Genomic DNA, 20910 nt, shown 5'->3' with positions numbered 1-20910 from the left:
CGCGACTTCTTTGGGGGAACGCCGCGCGACGGTGTATGCGCCCATCCACCGGCGAGGACCGGGGCATGACGCCCATGCCGCCCCCGCGCCGGGGCACGGTCCCGGCCGCACGGCCATCTTGCGAAGGACGGGGCCGTATCAGTCGCCCGCCTGGGCCTGCGCCCACTCGGCGGGGGTGAAGGTCTTCATGGACAACGCATGCACCTCGTCCGACTGCATGCGTGCGCCCAGTGTGGCGTAGACACGCTGGTGGCGCTGGATGGGGCGCTTGCCCTCGAACTCGGACGACACGATGGTGGCGTACCAGTGGCGGCCGTCGCCCTCCAGCGTGATGTGGTCGCAGGCCATGCCCGCGCTGATGATGTCCTTGAGTTGGTCTGCAGTCATGTCAGTTCCTGATTTTGTAGCCCGTGCGCAGCAGGTGCAGCGCCAGCAAGCTGACCAGCGCCCATGCCAGGCTGACGACGCCCAGGCTGAGCCAGGGGGAGACGTCGCTCACGCCGAAGAAGCCGTAGCGGAAGCCGTCGATCATGTAGAAGAACGGGTTCAGGTGGCTTGCGCCCTGCCAGAACGGCGGCAGCGATTGCACCGAATAGAACACGCCCGACAGGAAGGTCATGGGCACGATGATGAAGTTCTGGAATGCCGCCATCTGGTCGAACTTGTCGGCCCACAGTCCCGCGATGACCCCCAGCGTGGCCAGCAGCGCCGCGCCCAGCAGCGCGAACGCAAGAATCCACAACGGCGCGGCGAACTGCGGCGTGGCGAACGCCAGCGTGACGATGAACACACCCAGGCCCACCACCAGGCCGCGCACCATGGACGAGCCCACGTAGGCCGCGAACCAGGCACGGTGCGACAGCGGCGTGAGCAGCACGAACACCAGACTGCCCATGATCTTGCTCTGGATCAGGCTGGACGAGCTGTTGGCAAAGGCGTTCTGCAGCACGCTCATCATCACCAGGCCGGGCACCAGGAAGGCGGTGTAGCTCAGCCGGTCATAGACCCTGACATGGTCTTCGAGCACATGGCCGAAGATCAGCAGGTACAGCACCGCCGTGAGCACCGGCGCCGCCACGGTCTGGAAGCCCACCTTCCAAAAGCGCAGCACTTCCTTGTAGAACAGGGTCTGCCAGCCGATCATGCGTGCTCCTCCTGCTCGGCCGCCATGACGTTGAGGAACACATCCTCCAGGTCGGCCTTGCGGATCTCCACATCCTCCACGAGCACGCCGGCGGCGCGCAGCCGGGCCAGCAACTGCTCGATCTCCTGCGCGTCCTGCGCGGGCAACTGGGCCACGCGGCCGGTCACGCGCGCCAGCGCTGCCAGGTCGGCCGGCAGCGTATCGTCGGTCTTGAACCGCAGGACGTTGGTGGAGGCCGCCTGCAGCAGCTCGGACGTGCGCGCCAAGGCCACGACGCGCCCGCGCTTGAGCATGGCCAGCCGCGTGCACAGCGCCTCGGCCTCTTCAAGGTAATGGGTGGTCAGCAGCACCGTGTGGCCCTGCTTGTTGAGGCGCGCCACAAACTGCCACAGCGTCTGGCGCAGTTCCACGTCCACACCGGCCGTAGGCTCGTCCAGCACGATGATGGGCGGTTTGTGCACCAGCGCCTGGGCCACGAGCACGCGGCGCTTCATGCCGCCCGAGAGCTGGCGCATGTTGGCCGTGGCCTTGTCGGCCAGCCCCAGGTTCTCCAGCAGCTCATCGATCCAGGCATCGTTGTTTTTCACACCGAAGTAGCCGGACTGGATGCGCAGCGTCTCGCGCACGTTGAAGAACGGGTCGAACACCAGTTCCTGAGGCACCACGCCCAGCAGCCTGCGCGCGTCGGCATACTGGGTTTGCACGTCATGGCCCAGCACGCTGACGCGCCCGCTGGTGGCGCGCGCCAGCCCGGCGAGGATGCTGATCAGCGTGGTCTTGCCGGCGCCGTTGGGGCCCAGCAGGCCGAAGAACTCGCCCTCCTCGATGTCCAGACTGACATCCTGCAGCGCCTGGAAAGGCCCTCGGGGAGTGGAAAAGCTCTTGGAGATGGATTGGAAGGAGACGGCGGGCATGGAAGAGCGGCATTCTAAAGGGGGGCTCTTGCGCGCGTGTCCGCAGGGGTTTGGCCGGCAGGCAACCCGCAGGTGCGGGCAGCCCCGCAGGCCGCCGCTACAGGGCGGGCAGCAGTTCCTGCACCCCGTACAGCCCCGCCAGGCTGGACAGCGCCGGCGGCAGGGCCTTGACCACGAAACCGCGGTTCTCGAACACCGCTGCGCGGCGGCACTCCAGCAGCACCGCGAGTGCGGAGGAGTCGAAGGCCGTCAGCGCACCGGCATCCACCACCACCAGCGATTCGTCCTGGGCCTTGAGCCCTTGCAGCAGCATGCGCAGGGTGGCGCCAGCGTGGCGGTGGGTGAGTTCAGCGGGCAGCACCAGCATGCACAGGCCTTTCGGTTCTTTCTGTTCTGGTTACTTGGCGCTGGAGGCGGCGTTGGCCTTGTTGCGCGCCACCAGCGCCTCGATCAGGCCATCCACGCCCTTGGCGTTGATCTCCTGCGCGAACTGGCTGCGGTAGGTTTCCACCAGCCACACACCCATAACGTTGAGGTTGTAGATTTTCCAGCCCGCACCCTCGCCCGGCGTCTTCTCCAGGCGGTAGTCCAGTTGTATCGGGTCGCCCCGGCCGCGGATTTCGGTGCGCACGAGCACGTCCTTGTCTTCGGCGGCTGCGCGCAGCGGCTTCACAACGATGCTCTGGTCCGTGACCTGGCTGAGCGCGCCCGCGTAAGTGCGCACCAGCAGTGTCTTGAACTCGTCCTGCAGGCGCGCCTGCTGCTCCGGCGTAGCCTTGCGCCAGCCCGGCCCGACGGACGCTGCCGTCATGCGGCGGAAGTTCACGTGGGGCATGATGGTCTTGTCCACCAGCGCCATGATGCGGTCCACGTCGCCGGCCTTGATGGATTTGTCTTTGCGCAGCGTCTCCAGCACATCGACCGAGAGGCGCTTGACGAGGGCATCCGGCGCCTCGTCGGCCGCCAGCGCGGCCTGGGGCACGGCCACCCACGTGGCCACCGCCATCGCGGCGGCGGCATGGATCAGGGTACGGCGGTTCATCATGGTGAGGCTCCTTGCGTGCAGCGCCACGCCGTGCGCTGCCATGTCTGGTTTCGTTGGGTAGATTGTGGAGGGCGCCCCGCGCTGCACATGCGTCGCCACCGTGCAGGGATGCAAGCAACTGCAACCGCGCCTGTCAGCCAGGGGCCCGAGTGCTTGTCAGGCCGGCCTTTGCGGGTTTTCAGTACTCGTCGTCAGGCAGCTTGCCCCCGTTTTCCTCATAGGCGCCCTCGTCGCGTGCGCCTGACACGCCACTACGCACCTTGAGGTACACGTCGCGCGTGAAGCTGTAGGGGTCCAGGGCCGCCGTATCCAGCACCGAGCCCGCGCGCAGCAAGCTAGCGCGCTTATCGACAAGGCGCAGGCCGTACAGGGAATTGCGGACCTCCACCGGGTCGAGCTGGCCCAGCGGGTTGCCCCAACTGTCTACCGGCAAAGCGGCCGTGTCGCGCACGGTGGACGGCCCCAGCAGCGGCAGCACGAGATACGGCCCCGTGGGCACGCCCCAGCGGCCCAGCGTCAGGCCAAAGTCCTGCTTGTGCCGCTCGATGCCTGCCTCGCTGGCAATGTCCAGTACGCCGCCCAGCCCGAAGAAGGTGTTGGTGGTGAAGCGCACGAGGCTCTCGTAAGCCTCCAGCCCGCGGAACTGCAGCAGGTTGTTGACGAACGACCAGGCATCGCCCAGGTTGCCAAAGAAGTTGCTCACGCCCGTACGCACCGGCTGCGGCGTCACGTCGCGGTAAACGGTGGCGACGGGTTTGATTACCGCCTTGTCCACACTGTCGTTGAACGAATGCACGCCGCGGTTGAAGGGTTCGAACGGATCTGCGGGGTTGGCGTTGGGGCCCGTGGCGCAGCCGCTCATGAGGGCCGCGCCGAGCAACAGCGCCGCCCAGCGGGCAGTCCAGCCCGTGAAGCGAGGTTGATTTGTCATTTCTTGGTACCTCCATTGGACGAAGCACCTTCTTCGGCCTTGCCATACAGGAACTGGCCGATCAGGTTTTCCAGCACTACCGCGGATTGGGTGGCGGTCACCATGTCGCCCTCGGCCAGGTTGTTCTCGTCGGCACCCGGCTCGATGCCGATGTACTGGTCGCCCAACAGGCCGCTGGTCAGGATCTTGAGCGAACTGTCCTTGGGGAACACATAGCGCTTTTCCAGCTCCAGTGTCACGCGCGCCTGGTAGGTCGTGACGTCGAAGCCAATGGACTGCACGCGCCCCACCACCACGCCGGCGCTGCGCACCGCGGCCTTGGGCTTGAGCCCGCCGATGTTGTCGAAACGCGCCGTCACGGTATAGCCCGAGCGGAAGTTCAGGTTCAACAGGTTGGCCGACTGCAGGGCCAGGAAGACCAGCGCCGCGCCGCCCAGCAGGACGAACAGCCCCACCCAGAAATCGTTTTTGGAATGCTGCATGGTGAATTTCCTCAAGACAGACGCATGGTCGCCGTCAGATACTGAACATCAAGGCGGTGAGGACGAAGTCCAGCCCCAGCACGGACAGCGACGCCATCACCACCGTGCGCGTGGTGGCGCGCGAGACGCCTTCCGGCGTCGGCTTGGCCACGAAGCCCTGCAGCACCGCGATGAAGGTGACGGCCACGCCGAACGCGAGGCTCTTGACGATGCCGTTGCCCACGTCCTTCCAGACGTCGACACCGCTTTGCATCTGGCCCCAGAACGCCCCGCCGTCCACGCCGATGAGCACCACGCCGACCAGCCAGCCACCGATCACACCCACCGCGTTGAACACCAGTGCCAGCAGCGGCATGGCGATCACGCCGCCCCAAAAGCGCGGCGCCAGGATGCGGCGCACCGGGTCCACGGCCATCATTTCCATGGCCGACAGCTGTTCGCCGGCGCGCATCAAACCGATCTCGGCCGTGAGCGACGTGCCCGCGCGTCCGGCAAACAGCAACGCCGTGACCACCGGCCCCAGCTCGCGCACCAGGCCCAACGTGACCACCAGGCCCAGTGAGTTGGCCGAGCCATAGAGCTGCAGCACGTTGTAGCCCTGCAGCGCAAGCACGAAGCCCACAAACAGGCCCGACATGGCGATGATGGACAGCGAATAGTTGCCCAGGAAGTGCACCTGGTCACGCACCAGGCCAGGGCGGCGCATCACGTCGCCGAACAGCCCCAGCAGCCGCGCGAACAGGCGCGCGCCCATGCCCACATCGGCCAGCTTCGTGCGCACGGCGTAGCCTACGTGCGTGGGACGCCACCAGCTCATGGGGTACCTCCGCTGGCGTGGGCGTCCACGCTGGGCGAGCGCAAGGGGCCGAAATCGTCGGCCACGCTGGGGCCGGGGTAGTGGAACGGCACCGGCCCGGTAGGCAGCGCGTGCACGAACTGGTGCACCAGCGGATCCGTGCTGGCGCGCACCTCTTCGGGCGTGCCCTGGGCGGCCACCGTGCCGGGTCCCAGGATGATGACGTGGTCCGCCAGGCGGAAGGTCTCTTCCAGATCGTGCGAGACGACGATGGTGGTCAGCCCCATGGCATCGTTGAGTTGGCGAATGAGTTGCGCAGCAGTACCCAGCGAGATCGGGTCAAGCCCGGCGAACGGCTCGTCGTACATGATGAGCTCGGGGTCCAGGGCAATGGCCCGTGCCAGGGCAACCCGCCGCGCCATGCCGCCGGAGATCTGGCTGGGCATCAAGTCCCGCGCGCCACGCAAGCCCACGGCATGCAGCTTCATGAGCACGATGTCGCGGATCAGGTCCTCGGGCAGATCGGTGTGCTCGCGCAGCGGAAAGGCCACGTTCTCGTACACGCTCATGTCGGTAAACAATGCGCCGAATTGGAACAGCATGCCCATGCGTCGGCGCGCGGCATACAACTGTGCGGTATCCATGCGCCCTACGTCCTGGCCGCCCACCAGCACCTCGCCCTGCTGGGCACGCTGCTGGCCGCCAATGAGGCGCAGCACCGTCGTCTTGCCCCCGCCCGAAGCACCCATCAGCGCCGTGACCTTGCCACGCGGCACGGCCAGCGACAGGTCGCGCAGGATCACCCGCTCGCCGTACCCGAAGGTGACGTTGCGCAGTTCCACGAGGGCGTCGCCCGGCGATGAGGGTGGGGAGGACATGGTGTATGCAGATACGCCCAGCTCTACGACAGAGCGCGAGGCGAACCCGGCATCATAGGGGAAACCCCTCTGCTCGGCTGCGCCTCTCATTAAAACCTGTGGTTTGCATATGACGTTTGGCTATACTTGCCGGTTCTTAAGAAATGTCCCGCCCGACCCTCCGGGCGGATTGCTTGTCAGCGTTGCTGCATGGGCGTCATCGACGCACAACGGAACGAAGGCGCGGCAATGTGCCTGCGACATTCCCTTTTCTTCCGTTGCGCGTCTGCCTCCCGGCAGCGTGCTGGTCGGTACCCGGCGGACGGCGTCCGACCGCGGCGCCGTTTCCTGCCACCCCCGCAGAAAGAGAAAAGGCTCCAGATAATGAAGAATCTCCAGTCCGTCGTTCCCATCCCGGCTCCTGTCCCCCAGCGCCAGGCCACGGGCCTGCACCTGATCGGCGACCTGTATGGCTGCCTCTGCGACAGCCGCCTGATGTTGGACGCCGCGCACCTGGAATCGTTCTGCAGGGAGCGCGTGGCCGCCGCCGGGCTGACCACCGTGGGCAGCCTGTTCCACAGCTTTGGCGAAGGCGGCGGCGTCACCGGCGTGGTGGTGTTGGCCGAGTCGCACCTGTCCATCCACACCTGGCCCGAGGCGGGCTACGTCACGCTGGACGTGTACGTGTGCAACTACACCGAGAACAACCGCCCCAAGGCGCAGAAGCTCTTCGACGACCTGCAGGCCGCCTTCAACCCGGCCGATCCGCACCTGCACCGCGTCGACCGCGCCTGATGAGCGGCGCCCCCACCGCGCAGGCCACGCGCTACGTGGCCGAGCGCCTGAACGCCGACTTCGGCTTTTACCTCAGCGACCGCCGCCTACTGGCCGAACGCCAGTCGGCCTGGCAGCACATCGAGGTCTTCGACAACCCGCAGTTCGGCCGCGTGATGCGCATCGACGGCTGCTTCATGACCAGCGAGCGCGACGAATTCTTCTACCACGAGCCGATGGTGCACCTGCCGGCCATCGCCCACCCCGGCGTGCGCCGTGCGCTGGTCGTGGGCGGGGGGGACGGCGGCGCCGCCGAGGAGTTGCTGAAGCTGCCCGGCATCGAGCAGGTGGTGCTGGCCGAGCTGGATGGCGAGGTTATTGCCATGGCCCGCGATTGGCTGGGCCAGATCCACCGTGGCGCCTTTGACGACCCGCGCCTGGAGGTGCGCCTGGGCGACGCGCGCGCCTTCATCGGCCAGACCGAGGAGCGCTTCGACCAGATCGTCCTGGACCTGACCGACCCCTTCGGCCCCGCCGTGGAGCTGTACACCGTGGAGTTCTACGCCGCCTGCCGCCGCGCGCTGAACCCCGGCGGCGTGCTGTCGCTGCACCTGGGCTCGCCCGTGCACCTGCCCGAGAGCCTGGGGCGCATCGCCGCCTCGGTGCGCGCGGTGTTTCCCATCTTCCGGCCCTACCTGCAGTACGTGCCGCTGTACGGCACGTTGTGGTGCATGGGCATGGCATCGGACAGCACCGACCCCGCCCGGCTCAGCGCCGACGAGGTGGACGCACGCATCGCCGCGCGCGGCCTGGGCGATCTGCAGCTGTACAACGGGGCCGTGCACCATGCGCTGCTGGCGCAGCCGAACTTCGTGCGTGCGCTGCTGGATCGGCCTGCGCTGCCGCTGCACAGCGGGGATGTGCTGGAAGAGGTGCGGGACCCGGCGGAGTTGCCGGAGGTGGTGGTGTCCGCTGCCGCGTAATGTCTAGCCCAATCGCCGCCTAGCGCTTGCTGGGCGAGCGCTGGCAGCTATCTTTTTTAAGCCCCTGCGCAGGATTGGATGTCGCTGGCCGAGGCCGTCCCCGCCAGTGACACAGAACCCCATTAGCTACCAAAAGCATAGCTTCCAGCGCTTATCCCATAACCGCTAGAGCCCAATTCGGCGCTAGACCTTCAAAGCATGTGCTGCAGGAACGCCCGCGCCCGCTCATGCCCGGGATCGGCAAAGAACTCCCCGGCCGGACGCGCCGCGATGAGTTCACCCTGGTCCATGAAGGCCACGGTATTCGCCACCTCGCGCGCAAAACCCATCTCGTGCGTGACGACCAGCATGGTCATGCGCTCCTCGGCCAGCTCGCGCATGGTGCGCAGCACCTCGCCCGTGAGTTCGGGGTCCAGCGCTGAGGTGGGCTCGTCGAACAGCATGATGTCGGGCTCCATGCACAGCGCACGCGCGATCGCCACGCGTTGCTTCTGGCCGCCCGACAGGCGCGAGGGATAGTTGTCCCGCTTCTGCGCCAAGCCCACCTTGTCCAGCAGGGCCTCGGCGCGGGCGATGGCCGCGTCGCGCGCCAGGCCCTGCACCACCATGGGCGCCTCGATGAGGTTCTCCAGCACCGTGAGGTGCGGGAACAGGTTGAAATGCTGGAACACCATGCCGGTCTTGGCGCCGATGCGGCGCACCTCGGCATCGGACACGTAGGCGCAGCGCCCCTGCGCGTCGGTCGTGGCCAGGGTTTCGCCTTCGATGGCGATGTGGCCGCTGTCGATGGTTTCCAGGTGGTTCAGGCAGCGCAGAAAGGTGCTCTTGCCGGAGCCCGAGGGACCAATCACCGCCACCACCTCGCCACGGTGCACCGACAGCGACACGCCGCGCAACACCTGCACATGGCCGAAGGCCTTGCGCACGTCGCGCGCCTCGATCATCTGCGTGGCGTCACTGGTCAAACTTGGCATAGCGTTTCTCCAGGCGCTGGAAGCCCCAGGTGAGCACCAGGGTCATGACGAGATAGAAGGCGGCGGCAACGATGAAGGGTGTGGTCGTGAAGTCGCGCTGCACGATGCCGCGCGCGGCGCGCAGCAGGTCGTTCAGGGCCAGCACGTAGATGAGGGACGTGTCCTTGACCAGGGTGATGGTCTCATTGCTCATGGGCGGCAGGATGCTGCGCACCATCTGCGGCAGCACGATGCGGCGCATGGTCTGGCCGTAGCTCATGCCCAGCACCTTGGCGGCCTCGTACTGGCCACGGTCCACCGACTGGATGCCGGCGCGGAAGATCTCGGCGAAATAGGCCGCGTAGTTCAGTGCGAAGGCCGCCACGGCGGCGGGGAAGTCCGGCAGGCGCACGCCGATCACCGGCACGAAGGGCAGCGCGAAGTAGATGAACAGCATCTGCAGCATGAGCGGCGTGCCGCGCATGAGCCAGATGTAGCCGTTCACCGCGCCCGACAGGGCCTTCCAGCGCGACAGCCGCATGAGCGCCAGCGCCAGGCCCAGCGGCACGGCCAGCACCAGCGTGATGAAGAACAGCTTCAGGGTGACGGTGGCGCCCTGCGCCAGCGGCCCCAGGAGGGAGAGTAGGTAGTCCATGGGGTCACGAGAATTCAGTGCCTTGCACAGCACGCAACCGTCGAAACTGGCGCGCCCCAGGCCAGCGGACGCCGCGCAAGGGCCGCCCCGCCGCGCTGGCGTCGTCCCCCTTCCCGAATTGCGCAGCAATTCGAGAGAAGGGGGAAGGAGCGAAGCGACACAGGGGGTTGTTCGCTATTACTTGATGATGTTCTTGCCGAACCACTGCTCGGCAATCTTGGCGGCGCTGCCGTCCTGCTTCATGTCGGCCAGCGCCTTGTCCAGCTTGCCGTGCAGTTCGGTGTCGTCCTTGCGCACGCCCACGCCGTACTCTTCGGTGCCGAAGTTGTCGTCCAGCACGGCGTACTGGTCAGGCTTCTTGGCCACGTAGTAGCGGCCCACCACCTCGTCCACCACCACGGCTTCCAGGCGGCCGGTGGTCAGGTCCATCAGGGCGGTCACGTTGTCGCCGAAGGTCTTGAGTTCCTTGAACGACTTGAAGACAGCCTCTTCCTTCTTGATGGCGTCCACGGCGCTGGAGCCTTCCTGCGCACCGACGACCTTGCCGGCCAGATCGGCCTTGGCCTTGATGGCGGAGCCTGCGGGCACCACGATGATCTGGTGGTTCTCCATGTAGGGCGCGGTGAACAGGATGTTCTGCTTGCGCTCCTCGGTGATGGTCAGGCCGTTCCACAGCGCATCCACGCGCTTGCCGGACAGCTCGGCTTCCTTGGCGCTCCAGTCGATGGGCTTGAACTCCACCTCCACGCCCAGGCGCTTGGCGGCTTCCTTGGCCATGTCGATGTCAAAGCCCACCAGCTCGTTCTTCTCGTCGCGGAAGCCCATGGGCGGGAAGTTGTCGTCCAGGCCCACGACGATCTTCGTGACGGCGGCCGGGGCGGGTGCAGGCGCGGCTGCGGGGGCGGCGGGTTCCTGCTTGGAGCAACCCACCAGCACGGCGCCCAGGGTCAGCAGGGCAACGGCGGCAAACTTCTTCATGGTGTAGCGATTCTTGAAAAGAACAGTCGGAACGAACAAACGGCCCGGGCACGCCACCCGACCATTAAGGTCGCGCAGCAAGCCCATGACCGGGCAAACCCTGAATTGTCCCACCGATGCGGAGACTGCGCCCACTGCCAGCGTTGGAACGGGGGATTTGATGCCAATAACTGCCGCAGCGCACGTCCAGCAAGCGCAAGCAGCTATCAAAAAATGAGCACAACGGCGCCCAGGGCGCCGTTGTGCGGATAGACGGGCATGCAGACTGCGGCTGCGACCGCCTTCTGTAATTGCCCAATGGCGAGGGATTCCCGCCTCAGCGCGGCAGACTGCTTTCCCCCATCAGGAATTCATCCACCGCACGCGCGGCCTGGCGGCCTTCGCGGATGGCCCAGACCACCAGCGACTGGCCGCGGCGCATGTCGCCGGCGGCGAACACCTTGGGCGCGCTGGTCGCATAGCCGCCGGTGAAGTCCGTCGTGGCCTGGGCATTGCCCCGCGCATCCTTGTCCACCCCGAAGGCGTCCAGCACGGCAGCCACCGGGCTCACGAAACCCATGGCCAGCAGCACCAGGTCGGCCTGGTATTCCTTCTCGGTGCCGGGGACCTCGATGAACTTGCCATCCTTGAACTCCACCTGCACGGTCTTGAGGCCCGTGACCTTCTTGCCGTCGCCGATGAACTCCTTGGTGGCGATGGCGAACGCGCGCTCGCAGCCCTCCTCGTGGCTGGAGCTGGTGCGCAGCTTGTACGGCCAATAGGGCCACACCAGGGGCTTGTTCTCTTGGCTTGGCGGCATGGGCATCAGCTCGAACTGCGTGACGCTGGCCGCGCCATGGCGGTTGCTGGTGCCCACACAGTCGCTGCCCGTGTCGCCGCCGCCGATGACGATGACGTGCTTGCCGTCCGCGCGGATCTGGCCCTTGAGCTTGTCGCCCGCGTTGACCTTGTTCTGCTGCGGCAGGAACTCCATCGCGAAGTGAATGCCGTCCAGTTCGCGCCCCGGCACGGGCAGGTCGCGCGACTGCTCGGCGCCACCCGTCAGCAGCACGGCGTCGAAGTCCTTGCGCAGCTGCTCGGGCGTGATGGTTTCCTTGGACCAGTTGGTGACCTTGCTGCCTTTGCCCAGACCGTCCTTGGCCGCGCCGATGAAGACGCCGGTACGGATCGTCACGCCCTCGGCCACCAGTTGCTCCACGCGGCGGTCGATGTGCGCCTTGTCCAGCTTGAAGTCGGGGATGCCGTAGCGCAGCAGGCCGCCCACGCGGTCGTTCTTCTCGAACAGCGTGACGTCATGCCCGGCGCGCGCCAGTTGCTGCGCGGCCGCCAGGCCCGCCGGGCCGGCGCCCACCACGGCCACTTTCTTGCCCGTCTTGCGGGCAGCCGGCTGCGGCTGCACCCAGCCGTGCTCCCAGGCGCGGTCGATGATGGCGTGCTCGATGCTCTTGATGCCCACCGCGTCGTCGTTGATGTTCAGCGTGCAGGCGGCCTCGCAGGGTGCGGGGCAGATGCGGCCGGTGAACTCGGGGAAGTTGTTGGTGCTGTGCAGCACCGCGATCGCGCTCTTCCAGTCCTGGTGGTAAACGAGGTCGTTGAAGTCCGGGATGATGTTGTTCACCGGGCAGCCGTTGTGGCAGAACGGCGTGCCACAGTCCATGCAACGCGCGCCCTGGATCTTGGCCTGGGCGTCATCAAGGCCGATGACGAACTCCTTGTAGTGCTTGAGGCGCTCGCCAACGGGCTTGTAGCCCTCTTCGATGCGCTCGTATTCCATGAAACCCGTGGTCTTGCCCATGATCGTGGTGTCCTGTCTTTGTGCATGCTGCCGCAGCGGGGCCCCAGGCCCCGCCCGCGCGGGTTATTTGGCGGCTACCGCTTCCGTTTTAGGAGCTGCTACCGCAGGTGTAGCCTGCTCTTCCAGCACTTTTCTTTCATAGATTTCCGACAGGGCACGCTTGTACTCGGTCGGGAAGACCTTGACGAATTTGCTGCGCGACGCGGCCCAGTTGTCCAGGATCTCGCGGGCGCGCTTGCTACCCGTCCAGCGGCTGTGGTCCTCCAGCAGCTTCTTGAGCTGGGCCTCGTCCGTCTGGTCGCGGTGCCAGATGCCGCGGCCCATGTGGACCGCCTGCTCCTCGCCCGGAAGGATGCGCTCCAGCGTCACCATGGAGAGGTTGCAACGCGAGTCGAACTTGCCGTCCTCGTCGTAGACGTAGGCAATGCCGCCGCTCATGCCCGCCGCGAAGTTGCGGCCCGTCTTGCCCAGCACCACCACGGTGCCGCCGGTCATGTACTCGCAGCCGTGGTCGCCCACGCCCTCGACCACTGCCGTGGCGCCCGACAGGCGCACCGCGAAGCGCTCGCCCGCCACGCCGGCGAAGAACGCCTCGCCGCTGGTGGCGCCGAACATCACGGTGTTGCCGACGATGGTGTTGCCCACGGCCTCACCGCGGAACTCGTGGCTGGGGCGCACGATCACGCGGCCGCCCGACAGGCCCTTGCCGGTGTAGTCGTTGGCCTCGCCCGTCAGGTTCAGCGTGACGCCCTTGCACAGGAATGCGCCGAAGGACTGGCCGCCCGTGCCCTCGAAGTGGATGCGCACGGTGTCGTCCGGCAGCCCTTCGGGATGCACCTTGGTCACCGCGCCCGACAGCATGGCGCCCACCGAGCGGTTGACGTTCTTGGCCACCTCCATGATGCGCACGCTCTCGCCGCGCTCGATGGCGGGGCGGCAGCGCTCGATGAGCTTCACATCCAGCGCCTTGTCCAGCTTGTGGTCCTGCGTTTCCACGTGGTAGCGCGGCACATCGGCAGGCACTTGCGGCTGGGCGAACAGGCGCGAGAAGTCGAGACCCTGTGCCTTCCAGTGCGCGATGCCCTTGCGGGTGTCGAGCAGGTCCGTGCGGCCGATCAGCTCGTCGAACTTGCGGACGCCCAGCTGCGCCATGATCTGGCGCACTTCCTCGGCGACGAAGAAGAAGTAGTTCACCACGTGCTCGGGCTTGCCGGTGAACTTCTTGCGCAGCACCGGGTCCTGCGTGGCCACGCCCACGGGGCAGGTGTTGAGGTGGCACTTGCGCATCATGACGCAGCCTTCGACCACCAGCGGCGCCGTGGCGAAGCCGAACTCGTCGGCACCCAGCAGCGCGCCGATGACCACGTCGCGGCCCGTCTTCATCTGGCCGTCGGCCTGCACGCGGATGCGGCCGCGCAGGCGGTTGAGCACAAGGGTCTGCTGGGTTTCGGCCAGGCCGATTTCCCAGGGCGAGCCCGCATGCTTGATGGACGACCAGGGCGAGGCGCCCGTGCCGCCGTCATGGCCTGCGATCACGACGTGGTCGCTCTTGCACTTGGCCACGCCCGCGGCGATCGTGCCCACACCCACTTCGGACACCAGCTTGACGGAGATGTCGGCATGCGGCGCGACGTTCTTCAAATCGTGGATGAGCTGGGCCAGGTCCTCGATCGAATAGATGTCGTGGTGCGGCGGCGGGCTGATGAGGCCCACGCCCGGCACGCTGTGGCGCAGTTGGCCGATGTAGTCAGATACCTTGCCGCCGGGCAGCTGGCCGCCCTCGCCAGGCTTGGCGCCCTGGGCCATCTTGATCTGGATCTGGTCGGAAGACGCCAGATACTCCGCCGTCACGCCAAAGCGTCCCGAAGCCACCTGCTTGATCTTGGAACGCAGCGAATCGCCGTCACGGAGCTCAATGTCGCTCTCGACCTTGTCGGTGCCGATAACCGAGGCCAGCGTTTCCCCCTTCTTGATCGGAATGCCCTTGAGCTCGTTGCGGTAACGCTTGGGGTCTTCGCCGCCTTCGCCGGTGTTGCTCTTGCCTCCAATGCGGTTCATGGCTACGGCCAGGGTGGCATGGGCCTCGGTGGAGATCGACCCCAGCGACATGGCGCCGGTGGCGAAGCGCTTGACGATTTCGGACGCGGGTTCGACCTCTTCCACGGGAATGGCCTTGGCAGGATCGAACTTGAACTCGAACAGGCCGCGCAGCGTCATGTGGCGCTTGCTCTGGTCGTTGACGATCTGCGCGTATTCCTTGTATGTGTTGAAGCTGCCCGAACGCGTGGAATGCTGCAGCTTGGCGATGGCGTCGGGCGTCCACATGTGCTCCTCGCCACGGGCACGCCAGGCGTATTCGCCGCCGGCATCGAGCATGGTGGCAAGCACCGGGTCGTCGCCAAATGCGGCCAGGTGGGTGCGGATCGCTTCTTCGGCGATTTCGAAAACGCCGATCCCTTCCACGCGGCTGGCGGTGCCGGTGAAGTACTTCTGCACCGTTTCGCTGTTCAGGCCGACGCACTCGAAGAGCTGGGCGCCGCAGTAGCTCATGTAGGTGGACACGCCCATCTTGGACATGATCTTGGACAGGCCCTTGCCCACCGCCTTGATGTAGTTGTAGATGGCCTTGTCGGCAGACAGGTCGCCCGACAGGTCCTTGTGCATGTCCTGCAGCGTTTCCAGCGCCAAGTAGGGATGCACGGCCTCGGCGCCATAGCCCGCGAGCACGGCGAAGTGGTGCACTTCACGCGCGGTGCCCGTTTCGACCACCAGGCCGGCCGTGGTGCGCAGCCCTTCGCGCACCAGGTGCTGGTGGATGGCCGACAGCGCCAGCAACGCAGGGATGGCCACCTGCGTGGGCGAGATGTTGCGGTCGCTGATGATCAGAATGTTCGCGCCACCCTTGATCTCATCCACGGCCTGTGCGCACAGCGAGGCGAGCTTGGCTTCGACGCCCTGCTTGCCCCAGTCGAGCGGGTAGGTGATGTCGATGGTCGCGCTCTTGAACTTGCCGTGCGTGTACTGCTCGATCTGGCGCAGCTTGGCCATGCCCTCGAAGTCGAGGATCGGCTGCTGCAGTTCCAGGCGCATCGGGGGATTGACCTGGTTGATGTCCAGCAGGTTGGGCTTGGGACCCACGAAGCTGACCAGCGACATAACGATGGCCTCGCGGATCGGGTCGATCGGCGGGTTGGTCACCTGCGCGAACATCTGGCGGAAGTAGTTGTACAGCGGCTTGTTCTTGTCCGACAGCACGGCGAGCGGACTGTCGTTGCCCATGGAGCCCACGCCCTCCTCGCCGTTCTTGGCCATGGGCGCCAGCAGGAACTTGATGTCCTCCTGCGTGAAACCAAACGCCTGCTGGCGGTCCAGCAGCGGCAGCGCGGACGCGGCCGGATGCACGGCCGATTCGCCCACCTTCACGTCATCGAGCTTGATGCGCAGATTCTCGATCCACTGCTTGTAGGGCTTGGTGTTGACGATGTTGGCCTTGAGCTCGTCGTCCTCGATCAGGCGGCCCTGCTCCAGGTCGATCAGCAACATCTTGCCCGGCTGCAGGCGCCATTTGCGCACGATCTTGCCGTCCGGCACGGGCAGCACGCCGGCTTCGGAGGCCAGGATCACCAGATCGTCGTCGGTCACCACGTAACGCGAGGGGCGCAGGCCGTTGCGGTCCAGCGTGGCGCCGATCTGGCGGCCATCGGTGAACACGATGGAGGCCGGGCCATCCCAGGGCTCCAGCATGGCGGCGTGGTACTCATAGAACGCGCGGCGGCGCTCGTCCATGGATTCGTGCTGCTCCCAGGGCTCCGGGATCATCATCATCACGGCCTGGCTGATGGGGTAGCCCGCCATGGTGAGCAGTTCCAGGCAGTTGTCGAACGTGGCCGTGTCGGACTGGCCGGCGAAGCTGATGGGGTACAGCTTCTTCAGGTCTTCACCCAGCACGGGCGACGCCATCACGCCTTCGCGCGCCAGCATCCAGTTGTAGTTGCCGCGCACGGTGTTGATTTCACCGTTGTGGGCCACATAGCGGTAGGGGTGGGCCAACGGCCATTCGGGGAAGGTGTTGGTCGAGAAGCGCTGGTGCACCAGGCCAATGGCCGAGACGCAGCGATCATCGGCCAGGTCCTTGTAGTACACGCCCACCTGGTCGGCCAGCAGCAGGCCCTTGTAGACCACCGTGCGACTGCTCATGCTGGGCACGTAATACTCTTTGCTGTGCTTGAGCTTGAGCGCTTGGATGGCGGCGCTGGCGGTCTTGCGGATCACGTAGAGCTTGCGCTCCAGGGCGTCCTGCACGATCACGTCGGAGCCGCGGCCGATGAACACCTGGCGCAGGATGGGCTCCTTCTCGCGCACGGTGGGCGACATCGGCATGTCCAGATTCACCGGCACGTCGCGCCAGCCCAGCAGCACCTGGCCCTCGGCCTTGATGGCGCGCTCCATCTCCTGCTCGCAGGCCAAGCGGCTGGCATGCTCCTTGGGCAGGAAGATCATGCCCACGCCGTATTCGCCGGCGGGGGGCAACTCCACGCCCTGACGCGCCATTTCCTCGCGGTAGAGCTGGTCGGGAATCTGGATCAGGATGCCCGCGCCGTCGCCCATGAGCTTGTCGGCCCCCACGGCGCCGCGGTGGTCCAGGTTCTCCAGAATCTTGAGCGCGCCGGTCACGATGTCGTGCCGCTTCACGCCCTTGATATGGGCCACGAAGCCCAGGCCACAGGCGTCGTGTTCATTGCTGGATGCATACAGGCCGTGCTGTTGCAGATGCTGGATTTCGGCAGCCTTGGTCATGGCGCGCTTCCTCAAAGATTCGCAGGGAACGCAAGCGTAGTGCAACGCAACATGGCCACGCAAGCATTTTAATTGGGGTCAGATACCAAAAAGTTGACGCACTTTATTGGTGCATTTTTATTAGGGACATATCAAGTTCAGGAGCAGAAAACCCAGTCATTACAAAGGAAGTGCAGGCCAATTACGGTTTGGGTGGAACCACGGAAGCGGGACGCCCCGCGCGTGCTCGGGTGAGCCGACGGGGGGTCAGCTGTTGCAGAGCCTGCACAAACCCGTCATCCCCCAGGGCCCAACCGTTCAGGCCCGACTGCGTCAGTGCCGCCTGTTCGCTGGCGGAAATCCCCGCCTGCACGAGTGCGGCATAGGCCGCTTCGCGGGCAAAGGGGGTGTTGCCCAAGGCCCAGTAGAGGGCATGCGGCGTGATGAGACGATCACTGCGCAGGCCGATGTAGTGGCCGTGGCTGGACCACCGGAAGTCCGCCGCCGCTACGCACAGGCCCGCGCGCACGGGGTTGAGATCCAGATATGCCATGCAGGGCAGCAGATAGCGCTCGGCCTGCAATACGGCGCTGCGGTAGCGCCCTTCCCATAGCGTGCCCGAACGCCCATGGCGCTGGTTGAAGCGCCGCACATAGCTGCGCCCCACGGCTTGCATCATCAGAGGCAGCGATTTGCCCTCCTGCGGCGTGGCCAGCAGGTGGAAATGGTTGTCCATGAGCACATAGGCGTGCACCGCCACTTGCTGCTGCCGCGCATGCTCGACCAGCAACGACCACATGAGCTCCCGGTCCGCGGCATCCAGGAAAATCGGCTGGCGGTTGTTGCCGCGCTGGATGATGTGGTGCGGGTAGCCAGCGAGGGCGAGGCGGGGAAGGCGGGCCATGAAACCGTCTTGGGACCGTTCAATTGCTCTTAAATCTATAGCTTCTAGCGCTTTATTGGCGGGCGCTAGAGGCTTAAATGGCTCATACCGCCACCGACCCGGCGTCATCCAGACCGAAGCGCGACCCCAGGGCTTGCGCCAACCCGAACTCTTCGAGTATGGCCGCCAGCCGCTCACGCGCGCTGCGCTTCTTTTGGCCGGTGTAGCGCGCCAGGATCAGCTCGTTCTTCATGCTGTGCTCCCAGCCCACCAACTCCGTCACCGTGACCTGGTAGCCGCTGGCTTCCAGATGCAGGCACCGCAACACATTGGTGATCTGGCTGCCCATCTCGCGCGTGTGGATCGGGTGGCGCCACAACTCGGCCAGCGGCGTGCGCGACAGGCTCAGCGCCTTGGTGCCGCGCAGGCAGGCCGCCACCTCGGCTTGGCAACAAGGCACCAGCACCATGGCACGCGCCTGCTTGCGCAGGCCGAAGGCAATCGCATCATCAGTCGCCGTGTCGCAGGCATGCAGCGCAGTCACGATGTCAAAGCGCTCGGGCAGCTCTGCCGCGCCCGCAGCATCCGCCACCGCCATGTCCAGGAAGTGCATGCGTGCGAACCCCAAGCGCTGCGCCAATTCACGTGAACGCTGCACCAATTCCGCGCGCCACTCGATACCGTAAATCTCGCCACGTCCGAGCTGCTTGAAGAACAGGTCGTAGAGAATGAAACCCAGGTAGGACTTGCCCGCGCCATGGTCGGCCAGCAGTGGCGCGTGGCCATCGGCGGACAGCTCGGCGAGCAGTGGCTCGATGAACTGGTAGAGGTGATAGACCTGCTTGAGCTTGCGGCGCGAGTCCTGGTTGAGCCGTCCCTCGCGCGTGAGGATGTGCAGTTCCTTGAGCAACTCCACGGATTGGCCTGGCCGCAGTTCGGCCAGCACCGCAGCGTCGGCGGCGCCCGTCTGCTGCGTGCCCGACTTGGCACGCGCACTGCGGTGCGGTTGCCCGGTGGTGGTGGAGCGGCTCATACTTGCGGAGCACCCTTCGCAGCCGCGCCCTCTGGCCAGTGGGGCCCCACGTCCAGATCGGCCCATCCGGCCGCGCCCAGGCGCTCCAGCAGTTCAATGTTGCGCTCGAAGATCTCTTGCGCCTCGGGAAACACTTCCACCGCGCGGTCGATGCTTTCCTCGCGCAGCAAATGCAGCGTGGGATAAGGCGCGCGGTTGGTGCAGTTGGTCACATCGTCAGCGAGGGTGCCCTCGAACTGGAAGTGCGGGTGGAACGACGCAACCTGCAGGATGCCCGCCAGGTCCATGGATTCGACGAGCTCGTCGGCCAACTCCAGGAAGTCGTTGAAATCCAGAAAGTCCGGCATGGCCAGCGGCGCGATGAGCAGCGTGGTGTCCCGCTTTTCGGGAGAGGCTTCGGCCAGCGCCTCCAACTCGGCAGCCAGGTCTTGCAACAGTTCACGCGCATCCGTGGCATGGCTCACCACGTAGTGGATCTGGTCCTTCACATGCACGCTTTTGGCGAACGGGCACAGGTTGAGTCCGATGACGGCACGCTCGAGCCAGCGCACCATGTCCGCCACCACCACGTTGTCATCGCAGGCGGCTGCATCCTCGCGGGGCTGGTCGGGCATAGGGCTGGTGGTCATGGCGGGCGTGGTCTGAAGAGGGCTCGCATTGTATGTCTCTGCCCTGGCGCACAGGCGGACCGGGGCTGGCGCGTCAGGCCAGCAAGCGCTGACCGGTCAAGCGTTCGTGCTCTCGGGCGGCGAACCGGTCGGTCATGCCTGCGATGAAATCCGCCACCGTGCGCGCACGGCGTGCATCGTCGCCATCCAACGCCCAGCCGGCCTGCACCGGTGGCATTTCCCGCGGGTACGCCTGGTAGATGGCGAACAGGTCGCGCACCACCTGACGGGCACGGTCCGTGGTCTGCATGACCTGGGGATGGCGGTACAGCGACTGGAACAGGAACCGCTTGAGCACCTGCGACTGCGCGCGCATGGCCTGCGAGAAGCCGACCAGGGCAGGCAGCCGGCGCACCGCTTCCACATCAGCGGGCGCATGCTCTGCCAGCGCTGCGCGCGTGGCATCGATCACGTCGTACACCTGCTCGCTGAGCATGCGACGGATGGCCTCGCTCAGTAAACGGCGCCGCCCTTCGGACTGCGCGAGATGCGGGTAGTCGTTCTGCGCTTGCGCGCGGTAGCGGTCGAACAGCGGTACGTCGCGCAACTGCTCCAGCGTAATCAGGCCCGAGCGCACACCATCATCGATGTCATGGGCGTTGTAGGCAATCTCATCGGCCAGGTTGCACAGCTGCGCCTCCAGGCTCGGCTGCTGGCCGAGGAGGAAACGCCGCCCCACACCGCCGGGTTCGCGCGCCTCCAATTGCTCGGCGTTGCGCCGCGAGCAGTGCTTGAGGATGCCCTCGCGCGTCTCGTAGGTCAGGTTGATGCCATCGTAGGCGGGGTAGCGGTCTTCCAGCGTGTCCACCACACGCAGGCTCTGCAGGTTGTGCTCGAAGCCTCCATGGTCCGCCATGCACTCGTTGAGCGCATCCTGCCCTGCATGGCCGAATGGCGTATGTCCCAGGTCATGCGCCAGGCAAATGGCCTCGACAAGGTCTTCGTTCAGCCTCAGCGACCGCGCGATGGAGCGCCCCAACTGCGCAACCTCCAGTGAATGCGTGAGCCGCGTACGGAACAGATCGCCCTCATGGTTGAGGAATACCTGGGTCTTGTAGACCAGCCGCCGGAACGCGGTGGAATGCACGATGCGGTCGCGGTCCCGCTGGTATTCCGTACGCGTAGGCGCCGGCGCCTCGGGATGGCGCCTGCCTTGAGTGCACGCCGAATGACAGGCATACGACGCCAAATGCGCCTCAAGCACCAAACTGCCCCATAACGCCCACCAGACAAGCGCAATAAG

At 65.9% G+C, this 20910-nt stretch carries 19 protein-coding genes and 1 pseudogene; 2 read left to right on the top strand and 18 right to left on the bottom strand.

The features are described 5' to 3' along the window. Positions 1 to 138 precede the first annotated feature (138 nt). The 9 genes and pseudogenes from PCQ86_RS04630 to PCQ86_RS04590 form a co-directional block, all read right to left on the bottom strand. Positions 139 to 387 carry a BolA family protein gene (locus tag PCQ86_RS04630; protein ID WP_047349912.1) on the bottom strand — a complete coding sequence of 83 codons (249 nt, stop codon included), beginning with the start codon at positions 385 to 387 and terminating at the stop codon, positions 139 to 141. Between the two features lies 1 nt (position 388). Next, entirely contained in the window at positions 389 to 1144 is a 756-nt protein-coding gene (locus PCQ86_RS04625; RefSeq protein ID WP_135148863.1) for an ABC transporter permease, read from the bottom strand. Then, positions 1141 to 2058 carry an ABC transporter ATP-binding protein gene (locus PCQ86_RS04620; protein WP_270174981.1) on the bottom strand — a complete coding sequence of 306 codons (918 nt, stop codon included), beginning with the start codon at positions 2056 to 2058 and terminating at the stop codon, positions 1141 to 1143. The genes PCQ86_RS04625 and PCQ86_RS04620 overlap by 4 nt, the downstream gene beginning before the upstream one ends. A gap of 97 nt (positions 2059 to 2155) precedes the next feature. Then, positions 2156 to 2437, bottom strand: a pseudogene (locus PCQ86_RS04615) (STAS domain-containing protein); the annotation flags it as partial. An 18-nt stretch (positions 2438 to 2455) separates the two neighbouring features. After that, positions 2456 to 3103, bottom strand: coding sequence for an MlaC/ttg2D family ABC transporter substrate-binding protein (locus tag PCQ86_RS04610; RefSeq protein ID WP_047349918.1), 648 nt, complete (start codon positions 3101 to 3103; stop codon positions 2456 to 2458). A 178-nt stretch (positions 3104 to 3281) separates the two neighbouring features. After that, on the bottom strand, positions 3282 to 4034 hold the full coding sequence (locus PCQ86_RS04605) for an MlaA family lipoprotein (RefSeq protein WP_270174980.1): 753 nt from the start codon (positions 4032 to 4034) through the stop codon (positions 3282 to 3284). Beyond that, entirely contained in the window at positions 4031 to 4516 is a 486-nt protein-coding gene (mlaD, locus tag PCQ86_RS04600) for an outer membrane lipid asymmetry maintenance protein MlaD (RefSeq protein ID WP_011804200.1), read from the bottom strand. Before mlaD ends, PCQ86_RS04605 begins: the two co-directional genes overlap by 4 nt. Positions 4517 to 4550: 34 nt before the next feature. Continuing rightward, positions 4551 to 5333 carry a lipid asymmetry maintenance ABC transporter permease subunit MlaE gene (gene mlaE, locus PCQ86_RS04595; protein ID WP_011804199.1) on the bottom strand — a complete coding sequence of 261 codons (783 nt, stop codon included), beginning with the start codon at positions 5331 to 5333 and terminating at the stop codon, positions 4551 to 4553. Then, positions 5330 to 6190 carry an ABC transporter ATP-binding protein gene (locus PCQ86_RS04590; RefSeq protein ID WP_088887558.1) on the bottom strand — a complete coding sequence of 287 codons (861 nt, stop codon included), beginning with the start codon at positions 6188 to 6190 and terminating at the stop codon, positions 5330 to 5332. The genes mlaE and PCQ86_RS04590 overlap by 4 nt, the downstream gene beginning before the upstream one ends. A gap of 363 nt (positions 6191 to 6553) precedes the next feature. Between PCQ86_RS04590 and speD the strand changes: the two genes are divergently transcribed. Both speD and speE read left to right on the top strand, forming a co-directional pair. Beyond that, positions 6554 to 6964: an adenosylmethionine decarboxylase gene (speD, locus tag PCQ86_RS04585; protein WP_103737813.1), complete on the top strand. Its 411-nt coding sequence runs from the start codon at positions 6554 to 6556 to the stop codon at positions 6962 to 6964. Then, a complete protein-coding gene (gene speE / locus PCQ86_RS04580) occupies positions 6964 to 7926 on the top strand; it encodes a polyamine aminopropyltransferase (protein ID WP_011804196.1) in 963 nt (320 codons plus the stop codon). The genes speD and speE overlap by 1 nt, the downstream gene beginning before the upstream one ends. A gap of 191 nt (positions 7927 to 8117) precedes the next feature. Here the strand turns inward: speE and PCQ86_RS04575 are convergent, their stop codons facing one another. From PCQ86_RS04575 to PCQ86_RS04535, 9 genes are all read right to left on the bottom strand, one after another. Then, entirely contained in the window at positions 8118 to 8900 is a 783-nt protein-coding gene (locus PCQ86_RS04575) for an amino acid ABC transporter ATP-binding protein (RefSeq protein WP_011804195.1), read from the bottom strand. Beyond that, complete coding sequence (locus PCQ86_RS04570) at positions 8881 to 9534, bottom strand: amino acid ABC transporter permease (protein ID WP_011804194.1); 654 nt, start codon at positions 9532 to 9534, stop codon at positions 8881 to 8883. The genes PCQ86_RS04575 and PCQ86_RS04570 overlap by 20 nt, the downstream gene beginning before the upstream one ends. A 177-nt stretch (positions 9535 to 9711) precedes the next feature. After that, positions 9712 to 10512, bottom strand: a complete 801-nt coding sequence (locus PCQ86_RS04565) for an amino acid ABC transporter substrate-binding protein (protein ID WP_041835888.1) — start codon at positions 10510 to 10512, stop codon at positions 9712 to 9714. A gap of 316 nt (positions 10513 to 10828) precedes the next feature. Then, positions 10829 to 12307, bottom strand: a complete 1479-nt coding sequence (locus PCQ86_RS04560) for a glutamate synthase subunit beta (RefSeq protein ID WP_270174979.1) — start codon at positions 12305 to 12307, stop codon at positions 10829 to 10831. A gap of 63 nt (positions 12308 to 12370) precedes the next feature. Then, entirely contained in the window at positions 12371 to 17104 is a 4734-nt protein-coding gene (locus PCQ86_RS04555) for a glutamate synthase-related protein (RefSeq protein ID WP_270174978.1), read from the bottom strand. Between the two features lie 181 nt (positions 17105 to 17285). Beyond that, on the bottom strand, positions 17286 to 17987 hold the full coding sequence (locus PCQ86_RS04550) for a transposase (protein WP_172206254.1): 702 nt from the start codon (positions 17985 to 17987) through the stop codon (positions 17286 to 17288). 82 nt (positions 17988 to 18069) lie between these two features. Then, positions 18070 to 18999, bottom strand: coding sequence for a class I SAM-dependent methyltransferase (locus PCQ86_RS04545; protein WP_012655703.1), 930 nt, complete (start codon positions 18997 to 18999; stop codon positions 18070 to 18072). Then, on the bottom strand, positions 18996 to 19628 hold the full coding sequence (locus PCQ86_RS04540) for a DUF1415 domain-containing protein (protein WP_103737820.1): 633 nt from the start codon (positions 19626 to 19628) through the stop codon (positions 18996 to 18998). Before PCQ86_RS04540 ends, PCQ86_RS04545 begins: the two co-directional genes overlap by 4 nt. A gap of 73 nt (positions 19629 to 19701) precedes the next feature. Beyond that, entirely contained in the window at positions 19702 to 20874 is a 1173-nt protein-coding gene (locus PCQ86_RS04535) for a deoxyguanosinetriphosphate triphosphohydrolase (RefSeq protein WP_442874544.1), read from the bottom strand. Between the last annotated feature and the right edge of the window lie 36 nt (positions 20875 to 20910).

It is taken from the genome of Diaphorobacter sp. ED-3 (assembly GCF_027625375.1).
Taxonomy (GTDB): Bacteria; Pseudomonadota; Gammaproteobacteria; order Burkholderiales; family Burkholderiaceae_C; genus Diaphorobacter; species Diaphorobacter nitroreducens.
Note: the sequence above shows the minus strand (reverse complement) of the source record. Positions and strands in the feature narration are given on the sequence as shown.